The sequence below is a fragment of the Mesorhizobium sp. P2_D1 genome, assembly GCF_056404455.1.
Genome location: NZ_JBFUDZ010000051.1, coordinates 20,832 through 39,969, shown reverse-complemented (window position 1 = coordinate 39,969; position 19,138 = coordinate 20,832). Strand labels below are relative to the sequence as shown.

Here is a 19,138-nt window from a genome sequence, read left to right as displayed (position 1 = left end):
GCGCTGACGGTGCGCTCGCGCAAGGAGCGTGACGGACGCACCGTTCTCGTCGCCGACATGAGCATCGGCTACAAGGCGATCCGCGAAACCTTCACCACGCAGGTGCTGCTGAAACCCGACGAGAACACCATCGACGTGAAATACATCGATGGCCCGTTCAAATATCTGAGCAATGTCTGGCGCTTCGAACCCGATGGCGGAGGCTGTATTGTCCGCTTCTTCATCGATTATGAATTCAAGAGCCGCATTCTGGGCGCGGTGATGGGCACCATGTTCGATCGCGCCTTCCGCATGTTCGCCGAGGCTTTCGAGAAGCGCGCCGACGTCATCTATGGTGTTGCATCGTCGGCCTGATGCATGTCGCCCAAAAGTGCGCAGCGGAACAACGATAGGCATAAATACAAAGACTTAAAGCGCGTCGCACTTTAACGCTGGCCGAGCGCACGCAGTCCCAGTTCCAGCGCATGCCCAACTGTTTCACGGCGGATAAAATCGCGACCCTTGTCGGCAAACAGTTGGCGCTCTGCGGTCACGGCCTGGCCGTCCAAGCCGACGCCGAACCAGACTAGGCCGACAGGCTTTTGCGCCGAGCCGCCGCCGGGGCCGGCAATGCCGGTGACCGCCAGCGTCAGCTTGGCGCGCGAACGGGCCAGCGCGCCCTTTGCCATTTCGATCGCCGTCTCGCGTGAAACCGCGCCGTACTCCTCAAGCGTGGCGGGGGAAACACCGAGCATGTCCATCTTCGCTTCGTTCGAATAGGTGATGAAGCCGCGATCGACCACGGCGGACGAGCCGGCAATGTCGGTGAGCGCGGAGATGATCATGCCGCCGGTGCAGCTTTCCGCCGTTGCCAGCATGATGCCGCGCTGCTGGCAGGCCTGAAGCAGCGCGTTTGCCAGCTCGTCGTTGGTCATTCCGGCACCTCGCCGGGAAACACCACGCTGGCGGTGGCGATGGCCGCTATGCCTTCCTCGCGGCCGACAAAGCCGAGCTTTTCGTTGGTTGTCGCCTTGATCGAGATGCGATCAGGGGAAATTGCCAGCATCTGTGACAGGGCTGCCGTCATCGCCTCGCGATGCGGGCCGACGCGCGGCGCCTCGCAGATCAGCGTGATGTCAGCGTTGGCGATGCGACCGCCGCGCTCGCGCACCAACTTTGCCGCATGTTCGACGAAGATACGAGATGCAGCGCCTTTCCACTGCGGATCGGACGGCGGGAAATGCGTGCCGATGTCGCCGGCCCCACAGGTCGCCAGCAGCGCATCGGTCAAGGCATGCAGGCCGACATCGGCGTCGGAGTGGCCCGAAAGTTTCTTGTCATGCGGGATGGCGACGCCGCACAGGGTGACATGGTCGCCAGGTTCGAAGGCATGCACGTCGTAGCCATTGCCGGTTCTGATATCGGGGAAGCGCGCACGGTCGCCGGAAAGCCGCTGGTCCGCCATTGCAATATCCCGTGCCCAGGTGAGTTTGACATTGTCCGGTGAACCCGGAACGATCCTTACCGGAATATGCGCCCATTCGGCGATCGCGGCGTCGTCGGTGAAGTCCATTTTCCCCAGGTGATGGGCTTTCTCGTGCGCGGCAAGAATGGGCCAGAACGGAAAGCCCTGTGGCGTCTGCGCGGCGTGAAGTCCGCTGCGGGAAACGGTTTCTCCGACGACGCCGGCGGCCGACTCGCGCTTCAGCGTATCGGCGACGGGCAGGGCGGGCAGCGCGCCCTCGCGCTCGCCGATGGCGTCGATGGTCCGGTCGATCAACTCCGCATCAACAAACGGGCGGACGGCGTCGTGGATCAGAACCCGGCCCGGCGCGTGGCCTCTCAGTGCGAGCAGTCCGAGCCGCACCGAAGCCTGCCTGGTCGCCCCGCCCATGATGGCGATGACCCGCCCGGCGTTGGCGCCTGCTGCCTGCTGGAACAGCTCGTGGTCATCGGCATGAATGGCGACAACAACTTCGCTGGTCCGCGGGTGGGCCAGGAAAATCTCAATCGTGTGGGCGATGACGGCGTGGCCGCCAATACTTTGATACTGCTTGGGTCCGTTGGCCTGCCCGGCGCGAGCGCCGCGGCCGGCGGCGACGATCACCACGGCGACCTTGCCATCGTCACTCGAATTTTCACTTGCGTCAGTCATGCAGATTGGCTTAGCGCACGATCCCGGAAAGTGTAATCGGTTTTCGGAAAAGATCGTGCGCCAAATATGAACTTCGAAGGCGTCCTTTGCGCCTTCCAAGGGGCGTCTGGCGCCAATTTGGAAGGCCAGCATTTTTCCCAATTGCGCCTTAATGTGGCGTCATTCCGCGTTGCACATTGCGCCGGTTCTGGCTAGAGAATGTGCAACGAATGAATATGCTTGGTTTTTGTGCATGCCTGATTTGACCAAATTGGCCGCGCCGCTCGACGTCGGCGGTGTGCAAATTCGCAATCGCGTGTTCCTGGCGCCGATGTCGGGCATCACCGATGAGGCGTTCCGGCAGCGCGCCCATGCGCATGGCGCCGGTCTTGTCGTATCCGAAATGGTCGCCAGCGGCGAGCTTGCCAAGGGCAGGGCCGGTTGCGACCTGCGCATTCGTCATTCCGGCCTGCCGGTTCACATGGTGCAGCTTGCCGGCCGCGAGGCGGCGCACATGGCGGAAGGCGCGCGGATCGCCGCTGGCGAGGGCGCCGACATCATCGATATCAACATGGGCTGCCCGGCCAAGAAGGTTACCGGTGGCTATGCCGGCTCGGCATTGATGCTGGATCTCGACCACGCGCTGTCGCTGATCGACGCCGTGGTCGGCGCGGTCAAGGTGCCGGTCACGGTCAAGATGCGGTTGGGCTGGGACGAAGGCGCACTCAACGCCCCGATGCTGGCGCGCCGCGCCGAACAGGCCGGTGTCAGGATGGTGACGGTGCACGGCCGCACGCGCTGCCAGTTCTATCAGGGCAAGGCCGACTGGCGCGCCATCGCCCGGGTCAAGGAAGCGGTGTCGATCCCGGTCGTCGCCAATGGCGATGTTTCTTCGCCGGCGGAAGCGGCTGCCATTCTCGACCAGTCAGGTGCCGATGCCGTGATGATCGGCCGCGCGCATTACGGTGCGCCTTGGATCGCTGGCAGCATCGCGGCGGCCGCGACGGGCGAGGCAGCGGCCAAGGTGCCGCAGAACCGGATAGCGCTGGCCGATTATGTCGTGGCCCACTACGAGGACATGCTGGCGCTCTATGGCGTCGAAAGTGGCCTGCGCCAGGCGCGCAAGCATCTTGGCTGGTATCTCGACCGTCATGCCGGCGGCATGGCTGACGACAGCCGAAAGGCCATACTGACCGCATTCGAGCCCGCGCGCGTCATCGCCATGCTGCGCGATGTGTTTTCGCACGATGCGCAACCGTCGAACCTGCGGAGCGCCGCATGATCGCCGCCGCTGGCCAGAGTGTTGAAATGGCGGATGCCGCCCAGATCGTGCTCAACACCATCCGGCGTCCGGTGATCATGATCAGCGAGCAAGGGTTCATCACCTACGCCAATGCCGATGCCGAGGACTTTTTCCGCTCAAGCGCGACCATGCTCGCCCGCAACACGCTGTCGAAACTCATTCCCTTCGGCAGCCCGCTGCTGACGCTGGTCGATCAGGTGCGCGAACGCCTCGCTCCAGTCAACGAATACCGGGTCGACGTGTCGTCGCCGCGCCTGGGCATCGAGAAGGTCGTCGATCTCTATGTCGCGCCGGTGCCGGAATTTCCAGGCTCCGTCGTGGTGATGTTCCAGGAAAGGYCGATGGCCGACAAGATCGACCGGCAGATGACGCACCGCGGCGCTGCGCGCTCGGTGACCGGCCTGGCGGCGATGCTTGCCCATGAGATCAAGAACCCGCTCTCCGGCATCCGCGGTGCTGCCCAGCTGCTCGAACTGTCGGCTTCCGACGAGGACCGCGCGCTGACGCGGCTGATTACCGACGAGACCGACCGCATCGTGTCGCTGGTCGACCGCATGGAGGTGTTTTCCGACGAGCGGCCGATCGATCGCTACCCCGTCAACATCCACGTCGTTCTCGACCATGTGAAGGCGATTGCCAAGAACGGTTTTGCCAAGAGAATCAAGATAATGGAGGATTATGATCCTTCGTTGCCTCCGGTGTTTGCCAACCGCGACCAGCTCATCCAGGTGTTCCTCAACCTGGTCAAGAACGCCGCCGAGGCAATCGGCAGTGACCCGCAGGGCGAGATCGTGCTGTCGACCGCCTTCCGGCCGGGCATCCGTGTTTCCGTTCCGGGCACGCAGGATCGCGTATCGCTGCCGCTGGAATTCTGCGTGCGCGACAATGGCTCCGGCGTCTCGGAAGATATCCTGCCGATCCTGTTCGATCCCTTTATCACCACCAAGCCGAACGGCTCGGGGCTGGGGCTGGCGCTGGTCGCCAAGATCGTCGGCGAGCATGGCGGCATCATCGAATGCGAATCGACGCCGCGCGGGACCACATTCCGCATTCTGATGCCGGCCTGGAAAGAGGTGCCATACGGCGCCGATGAAGACGGTGAAGGAGACCGCAAATGACCGTTCGCGGCAATATTCTCGTCGCCGACGACGATGCGGCGATCCGCACCGTCCTCAACCAGGCGCTTTCGCGCGTCGGTCACGAGGTGCGCGTCACTTCCAACGCTTCGACATTGTGGCGCTGGGTGGCGGCGGGCGAGGGCGATCTGGTCATCACCGATGTGGTGATGCCGGACGAGAACGCCTTCGACATGCTGCCGCGCATCAAGAAGGCGCGGCCGGAGCTGCCCGTTATCGTCATGAGCGCCCAGAACACCTTCATGACGGCGATCCGTGCATCCGAAACCGGCGCTTATGAATATCTGCCGAAGCCATTCGACTTGACCGAACTGCTCAACATCGTCAACCGGGCGCTTTCCGAGCCGCGGCGGCCGAAGATCGATGCGCGGCCGGAAGAGCAACCTGACGCGATGCCGCTGGTCGGCCGCTCGGCGGCCATGCAGGACATCTACCGCATGCTGGCGCGCATGATGCAGACCGACCTGACGGTGATGATTTCTGGCGAATCCGGCACCGGCAAGGAGTTGGTGGCGCGTGCGCTGCATGAGTATGGCCGCCGCCGCGGCGGCCCGTTCGTCGCCATCAACATGGCGGCGATCCCGCGTGACCTGATCGAGTCGGAACTGTTCGGCCACGAGAAGGGCGCCTTCACCGGCGCCCAGAACCGCTCCACCGGTCGCTTCGAACAGGCCGAAGGCGGCACGCTGTTCCTCGACGAGATCGGCGACATGCCGATGGAAGCGCAGACGCGCCTGCTGCGCGTCCTGCAGCAGGGTGAGTACACGACCGTTGGCGGACGCACGCCGATCAAGACCGACGTGCGCATCGTCGCCGCCACCAACAAGGATCTGCGCACGCTGATCAACCAGGGGCTTTTCCGCGAGGATCTTTTCTATCGCCTCAACGTCGTGCCGCTCAGGCTGCCGGCGCTGCGCGAGCGCTCCGAGGACGTGCCCGACCTCGTGCGGCACTTTTTCAAGCTCGGCGAGATGGAAGGCCTGCAGACCAAGCGCATTTCGTCGGGCGGCATCGAACTGATGAAGCGCTACCCCTGGCCGGGCAATGTGCGCGAACTGGAAAACCTCGTCCGCAGGCTCGCCGCGCTCTATTCGCAGGATGAGATTTCGGCCGAGATCATCGAAGCCGAGCTCAAGACCGGCGAGCGCCCGGTGGTGCCGGGCGGCGGCAACCTCATTCCCGACGACCTGTCCATCGGCCAGGCGGTCGAGCATTTCCTGCAGCGTTATTTCGCCTCGTTTGCCGGCGATTTGCCGCCTGCCGGTCTCTACCAGCGCATTCTGTCCGAGGTCGAGTATCCGCTGGTCCTGGCCTCGATGACGGCAACCCGCGGCAACCAGATCAAGGCCGCCGAACTGCTGGGCTTGAACCGCAACACGCTGCGCAAGAAGATTCGCGACCTCGGCGTCAACGTCTACAAATCATCGCGACAGCCCTGAGCCCTGATCCGAGCCCGGGCTCTTTTCAGGGGACCATCTCGCGAAAGATTTCCGTCTCGGTCACACTTGTTGCATAATCGCCACAATGCGTTGCATACATCCGACGCAATGATGGCTCTAGACGGCGACATGGCTCCGCAGGCACCGACACTCAACCAACCGCTTTTCAGCGAACCCGGCGCACGCGACGGGCGCAGGCTGCTTGCGCTGCCCGGTGTGGTCGCGGTCGGCGGCGCGCTGGTGACGGCGGCGATCTCGTTCACCATCCTCGTCGGCGCCACGCCGATTACGCCCAACGAGTCGACGACGCTCGCATTGATCGCCCTCAATGCCATATTCGTCCTGTTCCTCATCGCGCTGGTCGGACGCGAAGTACACCGCATCCTGATGGCTCGCCGGCACGGCAAGGCGGCCTCGCGGCTGCATGTGCGCATCGTCGCAATGTTTGCCCTGGTCGCCGCAATTCCCGCCATCATGGTGGCGATCATCGCCTCGATCACGCTCGACATCGGCCTCGACCGCTGGTTCGAAATCCGCACCAAGACGATCGTCAATTCGTCATTGTCGATCGCCGATGCCTATGTCCAGGAAAACGCCCGCAACCTCCAGGGCACGACGCTGTCGATGGCCTATGATCTCGACGCGTCAAGGACGCTCTATGGCCTTGATCGGACTGGCTTTCTCGACCTGATGAACAAGGAAGCCGTGGGCCGGTCGCTGGCCCATGCAGCGCTGATCAAACCCGACGGCTCGTTCGTCATGAGCGCCAAGACCGACACCGATTTCGCCATGCCCGAGCCGCCGGAAGGCGCCGTGGCCAGTGCCTCCGACGGCAAGCCGGTGCTGATAGAGCCGAAAACGCGCAACATCATGGGCGCCATCGTCAAGCTGCGCGAGATCGATGGGCTCTATCTCTACACCATTCGCCTCGTCGATCCCGAAGTGATCAAGGCGCGGCAGATCGTCAGATCCAACACCGACGAATATCGCGGGCTGGAAGATAACAGGCGCACGTCGCAGGTGGCCTTCGCGCTGCCCTATCTGTCGCTGACGCTGATCATCATCCTGTCCGCGATCTGGACCGGCATTGCCGTTGCCGATCGCCTGGTGCGGCCGATTCGCCAGCTTATCGGCGCCGCCGACGAGGTGGCGACCGGCAATCTCGACGTCGCGGTTCCCGTCAGGCCATCGGACGGCGATGTCGCCTCGCTCGGCGACACGTTCAACAAGATGCTTCTCGAACTGAAATCACAGCGCAACGAGATCCTGTCCGCCAAGGACCTGATCGACGAACGGCGCCGTTTCTCCGAAGCGGTGCTTGCCGGTGTCACCGCCGGCGTCATCGGCGTCGACCCCTATGGCATCGTCACCATCGTCAACCGCTCGGCCGAGGCGATGCTGGCGATATCCGCCAACGCGGCACTTGGACAGAACCTCTCCGCCGTGCTGCCGCATGTCGGCCGCGTCTTCGAGATCGGCCGCAAGTCCGGCAAACCGGTCTACCGCGAACAGGTCACTTTCTATCGCGCCGGTGCCGAGCGGACCTTCAACGTGCAAATCACCATCGAGGCCGGCGACGACGGCGCGGAGGAAAAATCCTATGTCGTGACGGTCGACGACATCACCGATCTGGTTCAGGCGCAGCGCTCCTCCGCCTGGGCCGACGTGGCGCGGCGCATCGCGCACGAGATCAAGAACCCGCTGACGCCGATCCAGCTGTCGGCCGAGCGGATCAAGCGCCGCTACGGCAAGGTCATAACCGAGGACCGCGAGGTTTTCGACCAATGCACCGACACCATCATCCGGCAGGTCGAGGACATCGGCCGCATGGTCGACGAGTTCTCGGCGTTCGCGCGCATGCCGAAGCCCGAAATGAAGGCCATCGACCTGCGCGAATCACTGCGCGAGGCCTCGTTCCTGGTCGAGGTCAGCCGCGCCGACATTACCTTCGAGCGGGTATTCGGCAGCGAGCCGCTCAAGGGCACGTTCGACAGCCGGCTGATGGCGCAGGCTTTCGGCAATGTGATCAAGAACGCCGCCGAAGCGATCGATGGGCTGGAACAGAAGGATGGTTCGCACGGCATAATCCGGATTCAAGCCGGCCGCCAGAATGGCGCGATTCGCATCGACGTCATCGACAATGGCAAAGGGCTGCCGCGCGAGAATCGCCAACGGCTGCTCGAGCCCTATATGACCACACGCGAGAAGGGCACCGGGCTCGGTCTCGCTATCGTCAAGAAGATCGTGGAGGACCATGGTGGCAGGCTGGAACTTCATGACGCGCCCGCGGATTTCCACGGCGGGCGCGGCGCGATGATCAGCATCATCTTGCCGCCTGTTGCGGTCGCGCTTCCGCGTGGCGAAAGCAGGTCGGAAAACGAACGAGAAACTGAAAAGGTCGGTAATGGCGTCTGATATTCTCATCGTCGATGACGAGGAAGACATCCGTGAACTCGTCGCGGGCATCCTGAGCGACGAAGGTCACGAAACCCGCACGGCATTCGATGCCGACAGCGCATTGGCGGCGATCGCCGACCGGGCGCCGCGGCTGATTTTCCTCGACATCTGGCTGCAGGGCTCGCGTCTGGATGGCCTGGCGCTGCTCGACGAGATCAAGACAATGCACCCGACCTTGCCGGTGGTGATGATCTCCGGTCACGGCAACATCGAAACGGCAGTCTCCGCCATTCGTCGCGGCGCCTATGACTTCATCGAAAAGCCGTTCAAGGCCGACAGGCTGATCCTCATTGCCGAGCGTGCGCTCGAAACCTCGAAATTGCGGCGCGAGGTTTCCGACCTCAAGCTGCGCAGCGGCGAAACCTTCGATCTGATCGGCATGTCGTCGGCGATGAGCCAGCTGCGCCAGACCATCGAGCGCGTCGCGCCGACCAACAGCCGCGTCATGATCATCGGCCCGTCAGGCTCGGGCAAGGAACTGGCCGCGCGCGCCATCCACACGCTGTCGGCGCGCAAGGGCGCGCCATTCGTCACGCTGAGCGCCGCTAACATCACGCCCGAGCGCATGGAGATCGAGCTGTTCGGCACCGAATCGAACGGTGTCGAGCGCAAGGTCGGCGCGCTCGAGGAGGCCCATCGCGGCATCCTCTACATCGACGAAGTGGCCGACATGCCGCGCGAGACGCAGAACAAGATCCTGCGCGTGCTGGTCGAGCAGCAGTTCGAGCGGGTAGGCGGCACCAAGCGGGTCAAGGTCGACGTCCGCATCATTTCCTCGACTTCGCAGAACCTCGAAGCGATGATTGCCGACGGGCGTTTCCGCGAGGATCTTTACCATCGCCTGGCGGTGGTTCCGGTCATGGTGCCGGGACTGGCCGAGCGGCGCGAGGACATTCCCTACCTCGTCGACAATTTCATGAAGCAGATCGCCCGCCAGGCCGGCATCAAGCCGCGCCGCATCGGCGATGACGCGCTGGCCGTGCTGCAGGCGCACAACTGGCCGGGCAACGTCCGCCAGCTGCGCAACAATGTCGAGCGTCTGATGATCCTGGCGCGCGGCGATGACGTCGATGCGCCGATCACCGCCGACCTGTTGCCGTCCGAAATCGGCGATGTCATGCCGCGCACGCCGAATCAATCCGACCAGCACATCATGGCGCTGCCGCTGCGCGAGGCGCGCGAACAGTTCGAGAAGGACTATCTGATCGCCCAGATCAACCGCTTTGGCGGCAACATCTCGAAAACCGCCGAGTTCATCGGCATGGAGCGCTCCGCTTTGCACCGCAAGCTGAAGTCGCTGGGCGTCTGACAGGCGCGACGTCCGATCGGCCGCGCTTGGGCCAACCATTTGCCGGTTACGGCAGCGGCGGAATCGCATAAGAAAGCCCGAGAATTATCCAGGGGTCGCCAATGCCGCGCATTGCCTATGTCAACGGGCGCTACGTCGCTCATGCGGACGCTTCCGTGCATATCGAGGACCGCGGCTATCAGTTCGCCGATGGCGTGTACGAGGTCTGCGAGGTGGCGCGTGGCTTCATCGTCGATATGCCGCGCCATCTGGCCCGTTTGAACCGCTCGCTGACCGAACTGTCGATTGCCTGGCCGGTGACGCGCGGTGTCCTGCCGCTCATCCTGCGCGAGGTGGTCAACCGCAATCATGTCGCCAATGGCCTGGTCTATGTCCAGGTCACGCGTGGCGTCGCCAGCCGCGACTTTGTCTTCCCGTCGGCGGACACCAGGCCGTCCCTGGTGGTCACAGCCAGGAAAGCCGATCCTGCCGCCGGAGCAAAGCGGGCTGAAACCGGCATTGCGGTCATCACCGTGCCGGAGAATCGCTGGAACCGGGTCGATATCAAGAGCGTCGGACTGCTGCCTAACGTGCTGGCCAAGCAGAAGGCCAAGGAAGCCGGTGCGCAGGAGGCATGGTTCGTCGACAGCGACGGCATGGTCAAGGAAGGCGGCTCGTCGAACGCCTGGATCGTCACCACGGATGGCGTTCTGGTCACCAGGCCGGCCGAGCATGGCATCCTGCGCGGCATCACCCGCACGACCATGTTCGAGGTGGCGGCCAGCCTTGGCTTGAAGATCGAGGAACGTGGTTTTTCCGTCGCCGAGGCCAAGGCAGCGCGTGAGGCGTTCATCAGTTCCGCGACCACAATTGCCATGCCGGTGGTGGCCATCGACGGCGATCCGGTTGCCAATGGACACCCCGGCTCAGTAACACTTTCCTTGCGTAAGGCCTTTTTTGACATTGCGGAACAAAGTCCAGCCTGATAACCGCACAGGTGGAATGAACATCAATTTATCTCGTTCTGCTTGTCGTTACTGACGACAAGAGGGTGTTTGCGCGCTTGACATGTGCCCGTTAATTTGGCGCATTGGCTTGCAAACCGAAGGGGATCGGCGAAAGACAAGAACAATGGCGGAACGATCGCAAAACCTTCAGGACCTGTTCCTGAATTCAGTTCGCAAGAGCAAGAACCCGCTCACCATCTTCCTTATCAACGGCGTGAAGCTGACCGGCGTGGTCACTTCGTTCGACAATTTCTGYGTCCTGCTGCGCCGCGACGGTCATTCCCAGCTCGTCTACAAGCAYGCCATYTCCACGATCATGCCGAGCCAGCCGGTTCAGATGTTCGATGGCGAGGAAAGCCAGGGCGCCTGATTGGCACGTGAGAAAGACGCGGACGCACCAGTTCGCGGAAAACCAGCACATCATCCCGGGACGGAAGCCAAGGGCCCGACCCGGGCCGTTGTCATCGTGCCGGTGCTTACGCGCCAGCCGCGTGGTGACGACGATACCAACCGTCCGCGGCTGACGCGTTCGGCTGACGCTCGTCACGACGAGGCCGTCGGCCTTGCCCGCGCCATCAACCTTGATCTGATCCACACGGCGGTGGTAACCGTCAACGATCCGCGCCCGGCGACGTTGCTCGGCAGCGGCAAAGTCGCCGAGTTCGCCGAAATCGTCAAAGAGGGTCATGCGGAAGTAGTCATCGTCGACCATCCGCTGACGCCGGTGCAGCAGCGCAATCTCGAAAAGGAACTGAATGCCAAGGTGCTGGACCGCACCGGGTTGATCCTTGAGATCTTTGGCGAGCGCGCGCGCACCAAGGAAGGTACGCTGCAGGTCGAACTCGCCCATCTCAATTACCAAAAGGGCCGTCTCGTGCGCAGTTGGACCCACCTCGAGCGCCAGCGCGGCGGCGCGGGCTTCCTCGGCGGTCCCGGTGAAACGCAGATCGAATCGGATCGGCGCGTCCTTCAGGACAAGATCATCAAGCTGAAGCACGAACTGGAAACCGTGCGCCGCACCCGCGACCTGCACCGCGCCAAGCGCAAGAGGGTGCCGTTCCCGGTGGTGGCGATCGTCGGCTACACCAATGCCGGCAAGTCGACCTTGTTCAACAGGCTGACCGGAGCCGGCGTGCTGGCTCAGGACATGCTGTTCGCCACCCTCGACCCGACGCTGCGCCGCGTGCGCCTGCCGCATGGCACGCCGATCATCCTTTCGGACACGGTCGGTTTCATCTCGGACTTGCCGACGCATCTCATCGCCGCTTTCCGCGCCACGCTGGAAGAGGTGGTCGAGGCCGACCTCGTCATCCACCTGCGCGACATTTCCGATCCCGATACAGCCGCACAGGCCGAGGATGTCGAGCGCATCCTGGCCGACCTCGGTGTCGATGCCGGCGACGCCAAGCGGGTCATCGAAGTGYGGAACAAGATCGACAGGCTCGACGAAGGCAACAGGAACCGGCTGCTTGCCGATGGCGCCGACGCCAGTAAGGCGCCGCCGGTCGCGGTGTCGGCGGTGACCGGCGAGGGCATCGATGCGCTGAAGGCGATCATCGAAACGCGCATGGCGGGCGAACTCGAAGACCTGACGGTGACGATCGAGCCGGCACAGTTCGGTCTTGTCGACTGGCTTTACCGCAATGGCGACGTCGTTTCGCGAACCGACAATGACAACGGCAGCGCCACCATCTCGCTCAAGGCGACGCAAAGCGCGCGCGAAGAGATCGAAAGCAAATTACGCGCCAAAACCAAAGGGTAACGTCGCTTACTTCACGGTTTTTGCTTCCTGCCAGAGCGCTTCCATCTCGGCCAGGCTCGCTTTGTCCAGCGTGTTACCCGACTTTTCCAGAGCCTGCTCGACATAGTGGAAGCGTGAGCGGAACTTCTCATTGGTGCCGCTCAGCGCGGCTTCTGAATCGAGCTTGAGGTGCCTGCCGAGATTGACGACGGCAAACAGCATGTCGCCGAACTCGTCCTTGATCGACGCGGTCTCGCCATTGGCCAGCGCCTCGCGCAACTCGCCAATCTCTTCCTCGATCTTGTCGAGGATAGGCGCTGCTTCGCTCCAGTCGAAGCCGACGCGGGCGGCCTTCTCCTGCAGTTTCAGCGCTCGCGTCAGCGCGGGCAGGTTGACCGGAACACTGTCCAGAAACCCCTTGCCATTGTCCTCGGGGTCGAGACCGCGGGCGAGGCGGGCGCCTCGTTTTTCCGCCTTTTCCTCGGCCTTGATCTTTTCCCACATGCCCTTGGCCATGCCGGCGCTGCGGGCCTCCTCGTCGCCGAAGACATGCGGATGGCGACGGATCATCTTCGTCGTGATGGACCGGACCACATCGCCGAAGGCGAATTCACCGGCCTCCTCGGCCATTTGCGCGTGGTAGACGACCTGCAGCAGAAGATCGCCGAGTTCGTCGCGCAGATCGTCGAGGTCACCGCGCGCGATGGCATCCGCCACCTCGTAGGCCTCCTCGATCGTATAGGGCGCGATGGTCGAGAAATCCTGCTCGATGTCCCATGGACAACCGGTTTTCGGCGCTCGCAGCGCCGCCATGATCTCGATCAGGCGCGAAATGTCTTTCGATGGGGTCATGCGACCGATGCTACCGCGCGGCCACTCGCGCGGCCAACGTTGTCAGCCGGCGAGGGGGCCTTGTCCACAGGCGCTGGGTACCCGGCCTGTCAATCAAGAACGGAAACGATCGCCTTGGCGAGTTCGTCCATCCCGTCCTCGGGCAGACCCGCGACATTGATGCGGCTGTCACCGACCATGTAGATGCCGTGCTCGGCACGCAGCCGCTCGACCTGCGCTTCCGTGAGGCCAAGGCGGGAGAACATGCCCCGGTGGCTGGCAACGAAATCGAAACGGTCGGAATTGGACTGCCGGCGCAGCGCCTCGGCGAACTGGACCCGAAGCCTGAGCATGCGCAGCCGCATCTCCTCGAGTTCGGCCTCCCAGTCCGCGCGCAACGCGGCGTCTTCCAGCACGATACGCACAGCGGCAGCGCCATGATCCGGCGGCATCGAATACATGGCGCGCGCCGCCGATAGCATTTGACCCATCGCCAGATCGGCCTGGGCGCCGTCCTTGGCCAGGATCATCGCGGCGCCGACGCGGTCGCGGTAGACGGCGAAGTTCTTCGAGCAGCTCGACGCGACGACCATTTCCGGAACCTTCGCGGCCAGCAGGCGCAAGCCGAGAGCATCGGCCTCAAGGCCATCGCCAAAGCCCTGATAGGCGATGTCGACAAACGGCAGCAGGCCGCGCTCGACCACCAGATCGACAACGGCGGCCCATTGCGCGCTGTCCAGATTAGCGCCGGTCGGGTTGTGGCAGCAGCCATGCAGCAGCACCACGTCACCGCTGTTTGCCGTCCGCAGCGCTGCCAGCATGTCGTCGAAGCGAACGGCACCCGAAGCCGCATCGAAATAGGGGTATTCGCGGATCTGCAGGCCAGCGGCGCGCATCACCGGCATGTGGTTCGGCCAGGTCGGGTCCGAAAGCCAGACCGTCGCGTCCGAACGCGTCCGCTTCAGCAATTCCGCCACCAGGCGCAGCGCGCCGGAGCCGCCGGGCGCCTGTGCGGCGCGGATGCGCGTCATGTCGGCGCCTGGACCGAAGGCAAGCTTGACCATCACCGCGTTGAAGCCGACATCGCCGGCCAGGCCGAGATAGGTCTTGGTGTCCTGGCCCTGCAGCAGGCGCTTTTCGGCCTCGCGCACGGCGCGCATGACCGGCGTCTTGCCGTCGCGATCCTTGTAGACGCCGACACCGAGATCGACCTTGTCGAGACGCGGATCGGCGCGATAGAGGCCGATCAGGGCAAGGATCTTGTCGGCGGGGGCGGGCTGCAGATCTTCGAACATTGGCAAAGGTTCCGTTGACGCGGCGGAGTGATACGCAAATCGAACGTATTTCGCCAGAGCTTTTCCTGGCGCCTCGGCGTGGCTGTGCATGGACGTTGTCCGAGACGACAAGGCCATCAGGACCTACACGCTACTGTCACATCGGCGTAGTCTGAATAGCCTTTCCAGCACGAAGCCTGAGAATGATGGTGTGAGATAACGATGCGCCGGCAAGAAAAATTCGACCTCGCCATCGTTGGCGCCGGCATTGTCGGTCTCGCCCATGCGCTCGCCGCCGTCCGTCGTGGTCTCAGCGTCGTCGTCATAGACCGTGACGCTCAGGCCAACGGCGCTTCAGTGCGTAATTTCGGTTTTGTTACGGTCAGTGGACAGGAACGCGGCCAGGTATGGCGCCGTGCCATGCGATCTCGCGACATCTGGCTGGAACTGGCCGCGCCCGCCGGCATCAAGGTCATCCAGCGCGGCTTGGTCGTCGTCGCGCGCCGTCCGGAAGCGCTCTCGGTGGTCGAGGCGTTTCTTCAAACCGAGATGGGCGAGGGTTGCCTGCTGCTCGAACCCGATGTGCTTCGCCGCGACCATCCCGAACTGGCGGGCCGGAATTTTGCCGGCGGCTTGTGGAGTCCGCACGATGTGCGCGTCGAGTCGCGCCAGGCCATCCCGCAACTGGCAACCTTCCTCGCCGAAAAGCATGGCGTCGAATTCCGGCGCGAGACGGCGGTACGCTCGATCGAGCCGCCCGATATCGAGACAAGCCGGGGTCCGGTTTTCGCCGACAAGGCGATCGTCTGCCCGGGCGACGACCTGGCCACGCTTTACCCCGATCGCATCGCGCGATACGGCGTCACCCGCTGCAAATTGCAGATGATGCGCCTTGCCGATCCCGGCTTCCGGTTGCCGGCAGCGGTGATGTCGGATCTTGGGCTGGCGCGTTACAGCGGTTACGCCGCCTTGCCAGAAGCCGCTGCTTTGCGAAGCCGGCTGGAAGTGGAGCAAGGCGACGCGCTCGACAACGGCGTTCATCTGATCGTCGTCCAGAGTGCCGATGGCACGCTCGTGGTGGGCGATTCACACCACTATGCGACAACGCCCGATCCGTTCGCCTCGGGGCGTGTCGACGACCTCATCCTTGAGGAGTTCAGCGCCGTTTTTGGTGGCCCGCCGCCGCCCGTTCTGGAGCGCTGGACCGGCATCTATGCCTCGGCAACCGGCCAAACAATGTTCGCCGACGCGCCGCGGGAGGGCGTGCGGCTGGTCATGATCACCAGCGGTACCGGCGCCAGCACCTCGTTCGCGATCGCCGAAGAGGTGGTCGACGAGCTTTTCGGTTCAACCACGGCCGACGCCAGGAAGATCGCATGATGTCCACTCACGGTTTGCTTCGCGCCGTCGTCCTCGACTGGGCCGGCACCGTTGTCGATCACGGTTCGCTGGCGCCGATGGGTGTCTTTGTCGAGGCCTTCGCCGAATTCGGCGTGGCGATCAGCGTCGATGAGGCGAGGGGACCGATGGGAATGGCCAAGCGCCCGCACATCGCAGCACTGCTGGCACAGCCCAGGATCGCCGCCGCATGGACGGAGCAGCACGGTCATGCGCCGACGAATGCCGACATCGACGCCATCTATGACGTATTCGTGCCGAAGAACCGGGCTGTGGCGGCGCGGTTCTCGGATGTCATTCCCGGTGTTGTCGACGTGGTCAAGGCGCTGCGGAAGCGCGGCCTCAAGATCGGCACGACAACTGGCTATACGCGCGACATCATGGCGGAGATACTGCCGGTTGCCGCCGCGCAGGGCTTTTCGCCGGATTGCCTGGTCTGCACCGGCGATACGCCCGACGGCAGGCCGACGCCGTTCATGCTCTGGAAAGCGCTGACCGAACTCGGCGTCTATCCGCCGTGGCTGTGTGTCAAGGTCGATGACACCGAGGTCGGTATCGGCGAGGGGATCAATGCGGGCGCCTGGACCGTCGGCGTGGCTGTGACCGGCAATGTCTTTGGTCACACGCTGGCGGAGACGCAGGCTATGGCTGCGGATGTGTTCAGGATGAAACGGGCCGCGGCAACGGCCAAGCTCACGGCCGCCGGCGCGCATTTCGTCGTCAACGGCGTCGCCGATCTGCTGCCCGTGATTGCCGCGATTGAAGGCAAGCTGCGGCGCGGCGAAAGGCCCTGATCGTTCACTCGGCCGTGTGCCACCTGCTTTGCAGCACCCTGCGCCGGTATTGCGGGATTGCCCGGTTTTGCCGGCGAGGCGAGGGCGGTTGCGAGCGATTGTCCTCCAGCGATCCGCGAAAAAAATGGCGCGGCTGGGATTAATATCCCCACATGCTCCGTAAACAGGACATGAAACGGTCGATGCCGCGCTTTGACATCATAGGACAGCTCGGTTCGCTGCGCCGCTACGCGCGCTCGCTGACGCGTGACAGCACGGACGCCGAGGATCTCGTGCATGACACGCTGGTGCGGGCCTATGAACGGCGCGCCACTTTCCGCTCTAGCGGCAATTTGCGCGCATGGCTGTTGTCAATCGTGCACAATACATTCATCGACAAAATGCGCTCTCGCAAATCCGAAGCCGCTCGCCTCGAACAGGCCGGATATCTTGCCGATGGCAGCACACCGGCGCCGCAGGAACATTCCGTGCGCTTGGCCCAGGTTCGCGAAGCCTTCTTCAGCCTGCCGCAAGAACAGCGTTCGGCCCTGCATCTCGTTGCCATCGAAGGGCTGTCCTATCAGCAGGCGGCCGATGCCAGTGGCGTGCCGCTGGGAACGCTGATGTCGCGCATCGGCAGGGCGCGCGCCGCACTGCGCGAAATGGAGGACGCGGCGCCCTCGAAGACGAAAAACCACCTCAGGATCGTTGGAGGACCGTCATGACTGGAACTGTCGATCCCGTGGCCGATGCCGACCTCGACGCCTATGTCGACGACCAGCTCGATGTCGCCCGCCGCATCGAGGTCGAGGCGTTTTTGTCCACCCGTCCGGAGGCGGCGGCGCGCGTGATGTCGGATCTGCGGACGCGCGACGAACTGCGTGTGGCTCTTGCCGGGTCCAGGGGCATGGCGCGGCCGGCGACCGCCGACGCCGCGCGGCGGCTGGAGAGGGGGCTTTTCCGCGGCCGCATCTTCGGTGTGCTGCAGCGTGCGGCGGCAGTGGCCGCCTTTGTCGCTGCCGGCTGGCTGGCAAACGGCATTATCGGGCCGATGTCGGTGACCAAGGTCGTCGCCTCGCCGCAGCCGCCCGCCTATGTCGACGAAGCGGTGCGCGCCCATAGGACGACGCTGGTGCGCGAGACCATGCCGTCGCAGCCCGAGGCACCCAACTACAATGCCGGCGAGATCCGCGCCGCAACCGCCATCGTCATGCCGTCGCTGCCCAAGGGCTGGAAGGTGCGCGACGTGCAGATCTATCCGTCGCGCTTCGGTCCGAGCGTCGAGATGGCTGTCGAGACGAAGGAGATGGGCCTGGTCTCGCTGTTTGCGATCCGGCCGGGCAATTTCGACGTCGTCAAGCCGACCGTCGCGCCTTCGGGCGACATTTCATCGGCCTATTTCCAGATCGGCGAGGTTGCCTACGCGGTGGTCGGGCGAAGCGAGGTCCACGACCTCGACCGCGCCGCCGAGACGCTCGCCAAAACGCTTTACTGACCGGCCCACGCTTTACTGACCGATACACAAAGGAGAATTTATATGAACATCCCCAATCTGGGATACCGCGTCGGCGCCGGCGCCCAAACCGGAGCTGTCTACGACGAGGGCCTGCGCCAGCACATGCTGCGCGTCTACAACTATATGGGTGTTGGCCTCGTGGTCACCGGCCTGGTCGCCTTCATGATCTCATCGACACCGGCGCTCTACGTGCCGATCTTCTCCAGCCCGTTGAAATGGGTGGTGATGCTGGCGCCGCTCGCCTTCGTCATGCTGTTCTCCTTCAAGATGCAGACCATGTCGGCGGCCAGCGCCCAGGCGATGTTCTGGGCCTTCTGCGCGGTCATGGGCCTGTCGCTGGCCTCGGTGTTCCTGGTCTTCACCGGAACCAGCATCGCGCGCACCTTCTTCATCGCCGCCACCATGTTCGGCGCCACCAGCCTCTACGGCTACACGACCAGGCGTGACCTGACCCAGTTCTCGTCGTTCCTGATCATGGGCCTGATCGGCGTGGTGATCGCCAGCATCGTCAACATCTTCCTCGGCTCGACCGCGCTGCAGTTCGCCATCTCGGTGATCGGCATCGCCGTGTTCATCGGCCTGACTGCCTGGGACACGCAGACGATCAAGGAGCAGTATGCCGAGAATTTCGACGCGGAATCGCGCCAGAAGCTGGCCGTCTTCGGCGCCTTCTCGCTTTATCTGAATTTCATCAACATCTTCCAGCTGTTGCTGAACTTCACCGGCGAACGCGAGTAACGACTGTCCGCTGCGGGCAGGGGCGAGGACTATCGCCCCTGATGCGGGGAGGTGGCCGGAGGGAGATCCTCCGGCCACAATTCGTTCTGGCAGGACCGGCTACACCTTGAGTCCTCAAGAGCTT

18 protein-coding genes are annotated in these 19,138 nt (G+C 63.6%); 14 read left to right on the top strand and 4 right to left on the bottom strand.

Features of this window, described 5'->3' with window-relative positions:
• Nucleotides 1–354 (top strand): type II toxin-antitoxin system RatA family toxin (locus AC1D0I_RS26695; protein WP_477398858.1); only part of this gene is annotated, 354 nt, incomplete at its 5' end.
• Between the two features lie 71 nt (nt 355–425).
• On the opposite strand, the gene AC1D0I_RS26690 is transcribed toward AC1D0I_RS26695, so the two are convergent.
• On the bottom strand, nt 426–914 hold the full coding sequence (locus AC1D0I_RS26690; protein ID WP_477398856.1) for a CinA family protein: 489 nt from the start codon (nt 912–914) through the stop codon (nt 426–428).
• A complete protein-coding gene (locus AC1D0I_RS26685) occupies nt 911–2,134 on the bottom strand; it encodes a bifunctional 2-C-methyl-D-erythritol 4-phosphate cytidylyltransferase/2-C-methyl-D-erythritol 2,4-cyclodiphosphate synthase (protein ID WP_477398854.1) in 1,224 nt (407 codons plus the stop codon). The genes AC1D0I_RS26690 and AC1D0I_RS26685 overlap by 4 nt, the downstream gene beginning before the upstream one ends.
• Nucleotides 2,135–2,366: 232 nt before the next feature.
• Between AC1D0I_RS26685 and dusB the strand changes: the two genes are divergently transcribed.
• The 8 genes from dusB (at nt 2,367) to hflX (ending at nt 12,505) form a co-directional block, all read left to right on the top strand.
• The gene (gene dusB, locus AC1D0I_RS26680; RefSeq protein ID WP_477398852.1) at nt 2,367–3,395 is read left to right on the top strand and encodes a tRNA dihydrouridine synthase DusB; all 1,029 of its coding nucleotides are present in this window, start codon (nt 2,367–2,369) and stop codon (nt 3,393–3,395) included.
• On the top strand, nt 3,392–4,534 hold the full coding sequence (locus tag AC1D0I_RS26675) for a two-component system sensor histidine kinase NtrB (protein WP_477398851.1): 1,143 nt from the start codon (nt 3,392–3,394) through the stop codon (nt 4,532–4,534). Before dusB ends, AC1D0I_RS26675 begins: the two co-directional genes overlap by 4 nt.
• Nucleotides 4,531–5,991, top strand: a complete 1,461-nt coding sequence (gene ntrC / locus AC1D0I_RS26670) for a nitrogen regulation protein NR(I) (RefSeq protein WP_095091616.1) — start codon at nt 4,531–4,533, stop codon at nt 5,989–5,991. Before AC1D0I_RS26675 ends, ntrC begins: the two co-directional genes overlap by 4 nt.
• A 129-nt stretch (nt 5,992–6,120) precedes the next feature.
• Nucleotides 6,121–8,406, top strand: coding sequence for a sensor histidine kinase NtrY-like (locus AC1D0I_RS26665; RefSeq protein WP_477227111.1), 2,286 nt, complete (start codon nt 6,121–6,123; stop codon nt 8,404–8,406).
• On the top strand, nt 8,396–9,757 hold the full coding sequence (gene ntrX, locus AC1D0I_RS26660; protein ID WP_095091615.1) for a nitrogen assimilation response regulator NtrX: 1,362 nt from the start codon (nt 8,396–8,398) through the stop codon (nt 9,755–9,757). The genes AC1D0I_RS26665 and ntrX overlap by 11 nt, the downstream gene beginning before the upstream one ends.
• Nucleotides 9,758–9,858: 101 nt before the next feature.
• A complete protein-coding gene (locus AC1D0I_RS26655; protein ID WP_477398849.1) occupies nt 9,859–10,722 on the top strand; it encodes a D-amino-acid transaminase in 864 nt (287 codons plus the stop codon).
• A gap of 145 nt (nt 10,723–10,867) precedes the next feature.
• Nucleotides 10,868–11,113 (top strand): RNA chaperone Hfq, encoded by a 246-nt coding sequence (hfq, locus tag AC1D0I_RS26650; RefSeq protein WP_006202172.1) that lies wholly within the window; start codon nt 10,868–10,870, stop codon nt 11,111–11,113.
• Nucleotides 11,114–12,505, top strand: a complete 1,392-nt coding sequence (hflX, locus tag AC1D0I_RS26645; RefSeq protein WP_477398847.1) for a GTPase HflX — start codon at nt 11,114–11,116, stop codon at nt 12,503–12,505.
• Nucleotides 12,506–12,511: 6 nt separating this feature from the next.
• On the opposite strand, the gene mazG is transcribed toward hflX, so the two are convergent.
• Both mazG and AC1D0I_RS26635 read right to left on the bottom strand, forming a co-directional pair.
• Nucleotides 12,512–13,336 (bottom strand): nucleoside triphosphate pyrophosphohydrolase, encoded by an 825-nt coding sequence (mazG, locus tag AC1D0I_RS26640; protein ID WP_477398845.1) that lies wholly within the window; start codon nt 13,334–13,336, stop codon nt 12,512–12,514.
• A gap of 89 nt (nt 13,337–13,425) precedes the next feature.
• Nucleotides 13,426–14,610 carry an amino acid aminotransferase gene (locus AC1D0I_RS26635; RefSeq protein WP_477398843.1) on the bottom strand — a complete coding sequence of 395 codons (1,185 nt, stop codon included), beginning with the start codon at nt 14,608–14,610 and terminating at the stop codon, nt 13,426–13,428.
• A 201-nt stretch (nt 14,611–14,811) separates the two neighbouring features.
• Between AC1D0I_RS26635 and AC1D0I_RS26630 the strand changes: the two genes are divergently transcribed.
• From AC1D0I_RS26630 to AC1D0I_RS26610, 5 genes are all read left to right on the top strand, one after another.
• Nucleotides 14,812–15,969, top strand: a complete 1,158-nt coding sequence (locus AC1D0I_RS26630) for a TIGR03364 family FAD-dependent oxidoreductase (protein WP_477398841.1) — start codon at nt 14,812–14,814, stop codon at nt 15,967–15,969.
• Complete coding sequence (phnX, locus tag AC1D0I_RS26625; protein WP_477398839.1) at nt 15,966–16,781, top strand: phosphonoacetaldehyde hydrolase; 816 nt, start codon at nt 15,966–15,968, stop codon at nt 16,779–16,781. The genes AC1D0I_RS26630 and phnX overlap by 4 nt, the downstream gene beginning before the upstream one ends.
• A 170-nt stretch (nt 16,782–16,951) precedes the next feature.
• Complete coding sequence (locus tag AC1D0I_RS26620; protein ID WP_477398860.1) at nt 16,952–17,485, top strand: sigma-70 family RNA polymerase sigma factor; 534 nt, start codon at nt 16,952–16,954, stop codon at nt 17,483–17,485.
• Nucleotides 17,482–18,255 (top strand): anti-sigma factor family protein, encoded by a 774-nt coding sequence (locus tag AC1D0I_RS26615; protein ID WP_477398837.1) that lies wholly within the window; start codon nt 17,482–17,484, stop codon nt 18,253–18,255. The genes AC1D0I_RS26620 and AC1D0I_RS26615 overlap by 4 nt, the downstream gene beginning before the upstream one ends.
• Nucleotides 18,256–18,297: 42 nt before the next feature.
• Nucleotides 18,298–19,014 carry a Bax inhibitor-1/YccA family protein gene (locus AC1D0I_RS26610; protein WP_477398835.1) on the top strand — a complete coding sequence of 239 codons (717 nt, stop codon included), beginning with the start codon at nt 18,298–18,300 and terminating at the stop codon, nt 19,012–19,014.
• The last annotated feature ends 124 nt before the right edge of the window (nt 19,015–19,138 follow it).

Excerpts from the sequence above, each read along its gene's own strand:
- AC1D0I_RS26685 (WP_477398854.1), bottom strand. The coding sequence starts at position 2,134 with ATGACTGACGCAAGTGAAAATTCGAGTGACGATGGCAAGGTCGCCGTG.
- ntrX (WP_095091615.1), top strand. The coding sequence starts at position 8,396 with ATGGCGTCTGATATTCTCATCGTCGATGACGAGGAAGACATCCGTGAA.
- AC1D0I_RS26690 (WP_477398856.1), bottom strand. The coding sequence starts at position 914 with ATGACCAACGACGAGCTGGCAAACGCGCTGCTTCAGGCCTGCCAGCAG.
- dusB (WP_477398852.1), top strand. The coding sequence starts at position 2,367 with ATGCCTGATTTGACCAAATTGGCCGCGCCGCTCGACGTCGGCGGTGTG.
- ntrC (WP_095091616.1), top strand. The coding sequence starts at position 4,531 with ATGACCGTTCGCGGCAATATTCTCGTCGCCGACGACGATGCGGCGATC.
- AC1D0I_RS26635 (WP_477398843.1), bottom strand. The coding sequence starts at position 14,610 with ATGTTCGAAGATCTGCAGCCCGCCCCCGCCGACAAGATCCTTGCCCTG.
- AC1D0I_RS26630 (WP_477398841.1), top strand. The coding sequence starts at position 14,812 with ATGCGCCGGCAAGAAAAATTCGACCTCGCCATCGTTGGCGCCGGCATT.
- mazG (WP_477398845.1), bottom strand. The coding sequence starts at position 13,336 with ATGACCCCATCGAAAGACATTTCGCGCCTGATCGAGATCATGGCGGCG.
- AC1D0I_RS26615 (WP_477398837.1), top strand. The coding sequence starts at position 17,482 with ATGACTGGAACTGTCGATCCCGTGGCCGATGCCGACCTCGACGCCTAT.
- AC1D0I_RS26610 (WP_477398835.1), top strand. The coding sequence starts at position 18,298 with ATGAACATCCCCAATCTGGGATACCGCGTCGGCGCCGGCGCCCAAACC.
- phnX (WP_477398839.1), top strand. The coding sequence starts at position 15,966 with ATGATGTCCACTCACGGTTTGCTTCGCGCCGTCGTCCTCGACTGGGCC.
- AC1D0I_RS26655 (WP_477398849.1), top strand. The coding sequence starts at position 9,859 with ATGCCGCGCATTGCCTATGTCAACGGGCGCTACGTCGCTCATGCGGAC.
- AC1D0I_RS26665 (WP_477227111.1), top strand. The coding sequence starts at position 6,121 with ATGGCTCCGCAGGCACCGACACTCAACCAACCGCTTTTCAGCGAACCC.
- AC1D0I_RS26620 (WP_477398860.1), top strand. The coding sequence starts at position 16,952 with ATGAAACGGTCGATGCCGCGCTTTGACATCATAGGACAGCTCGGTTCG.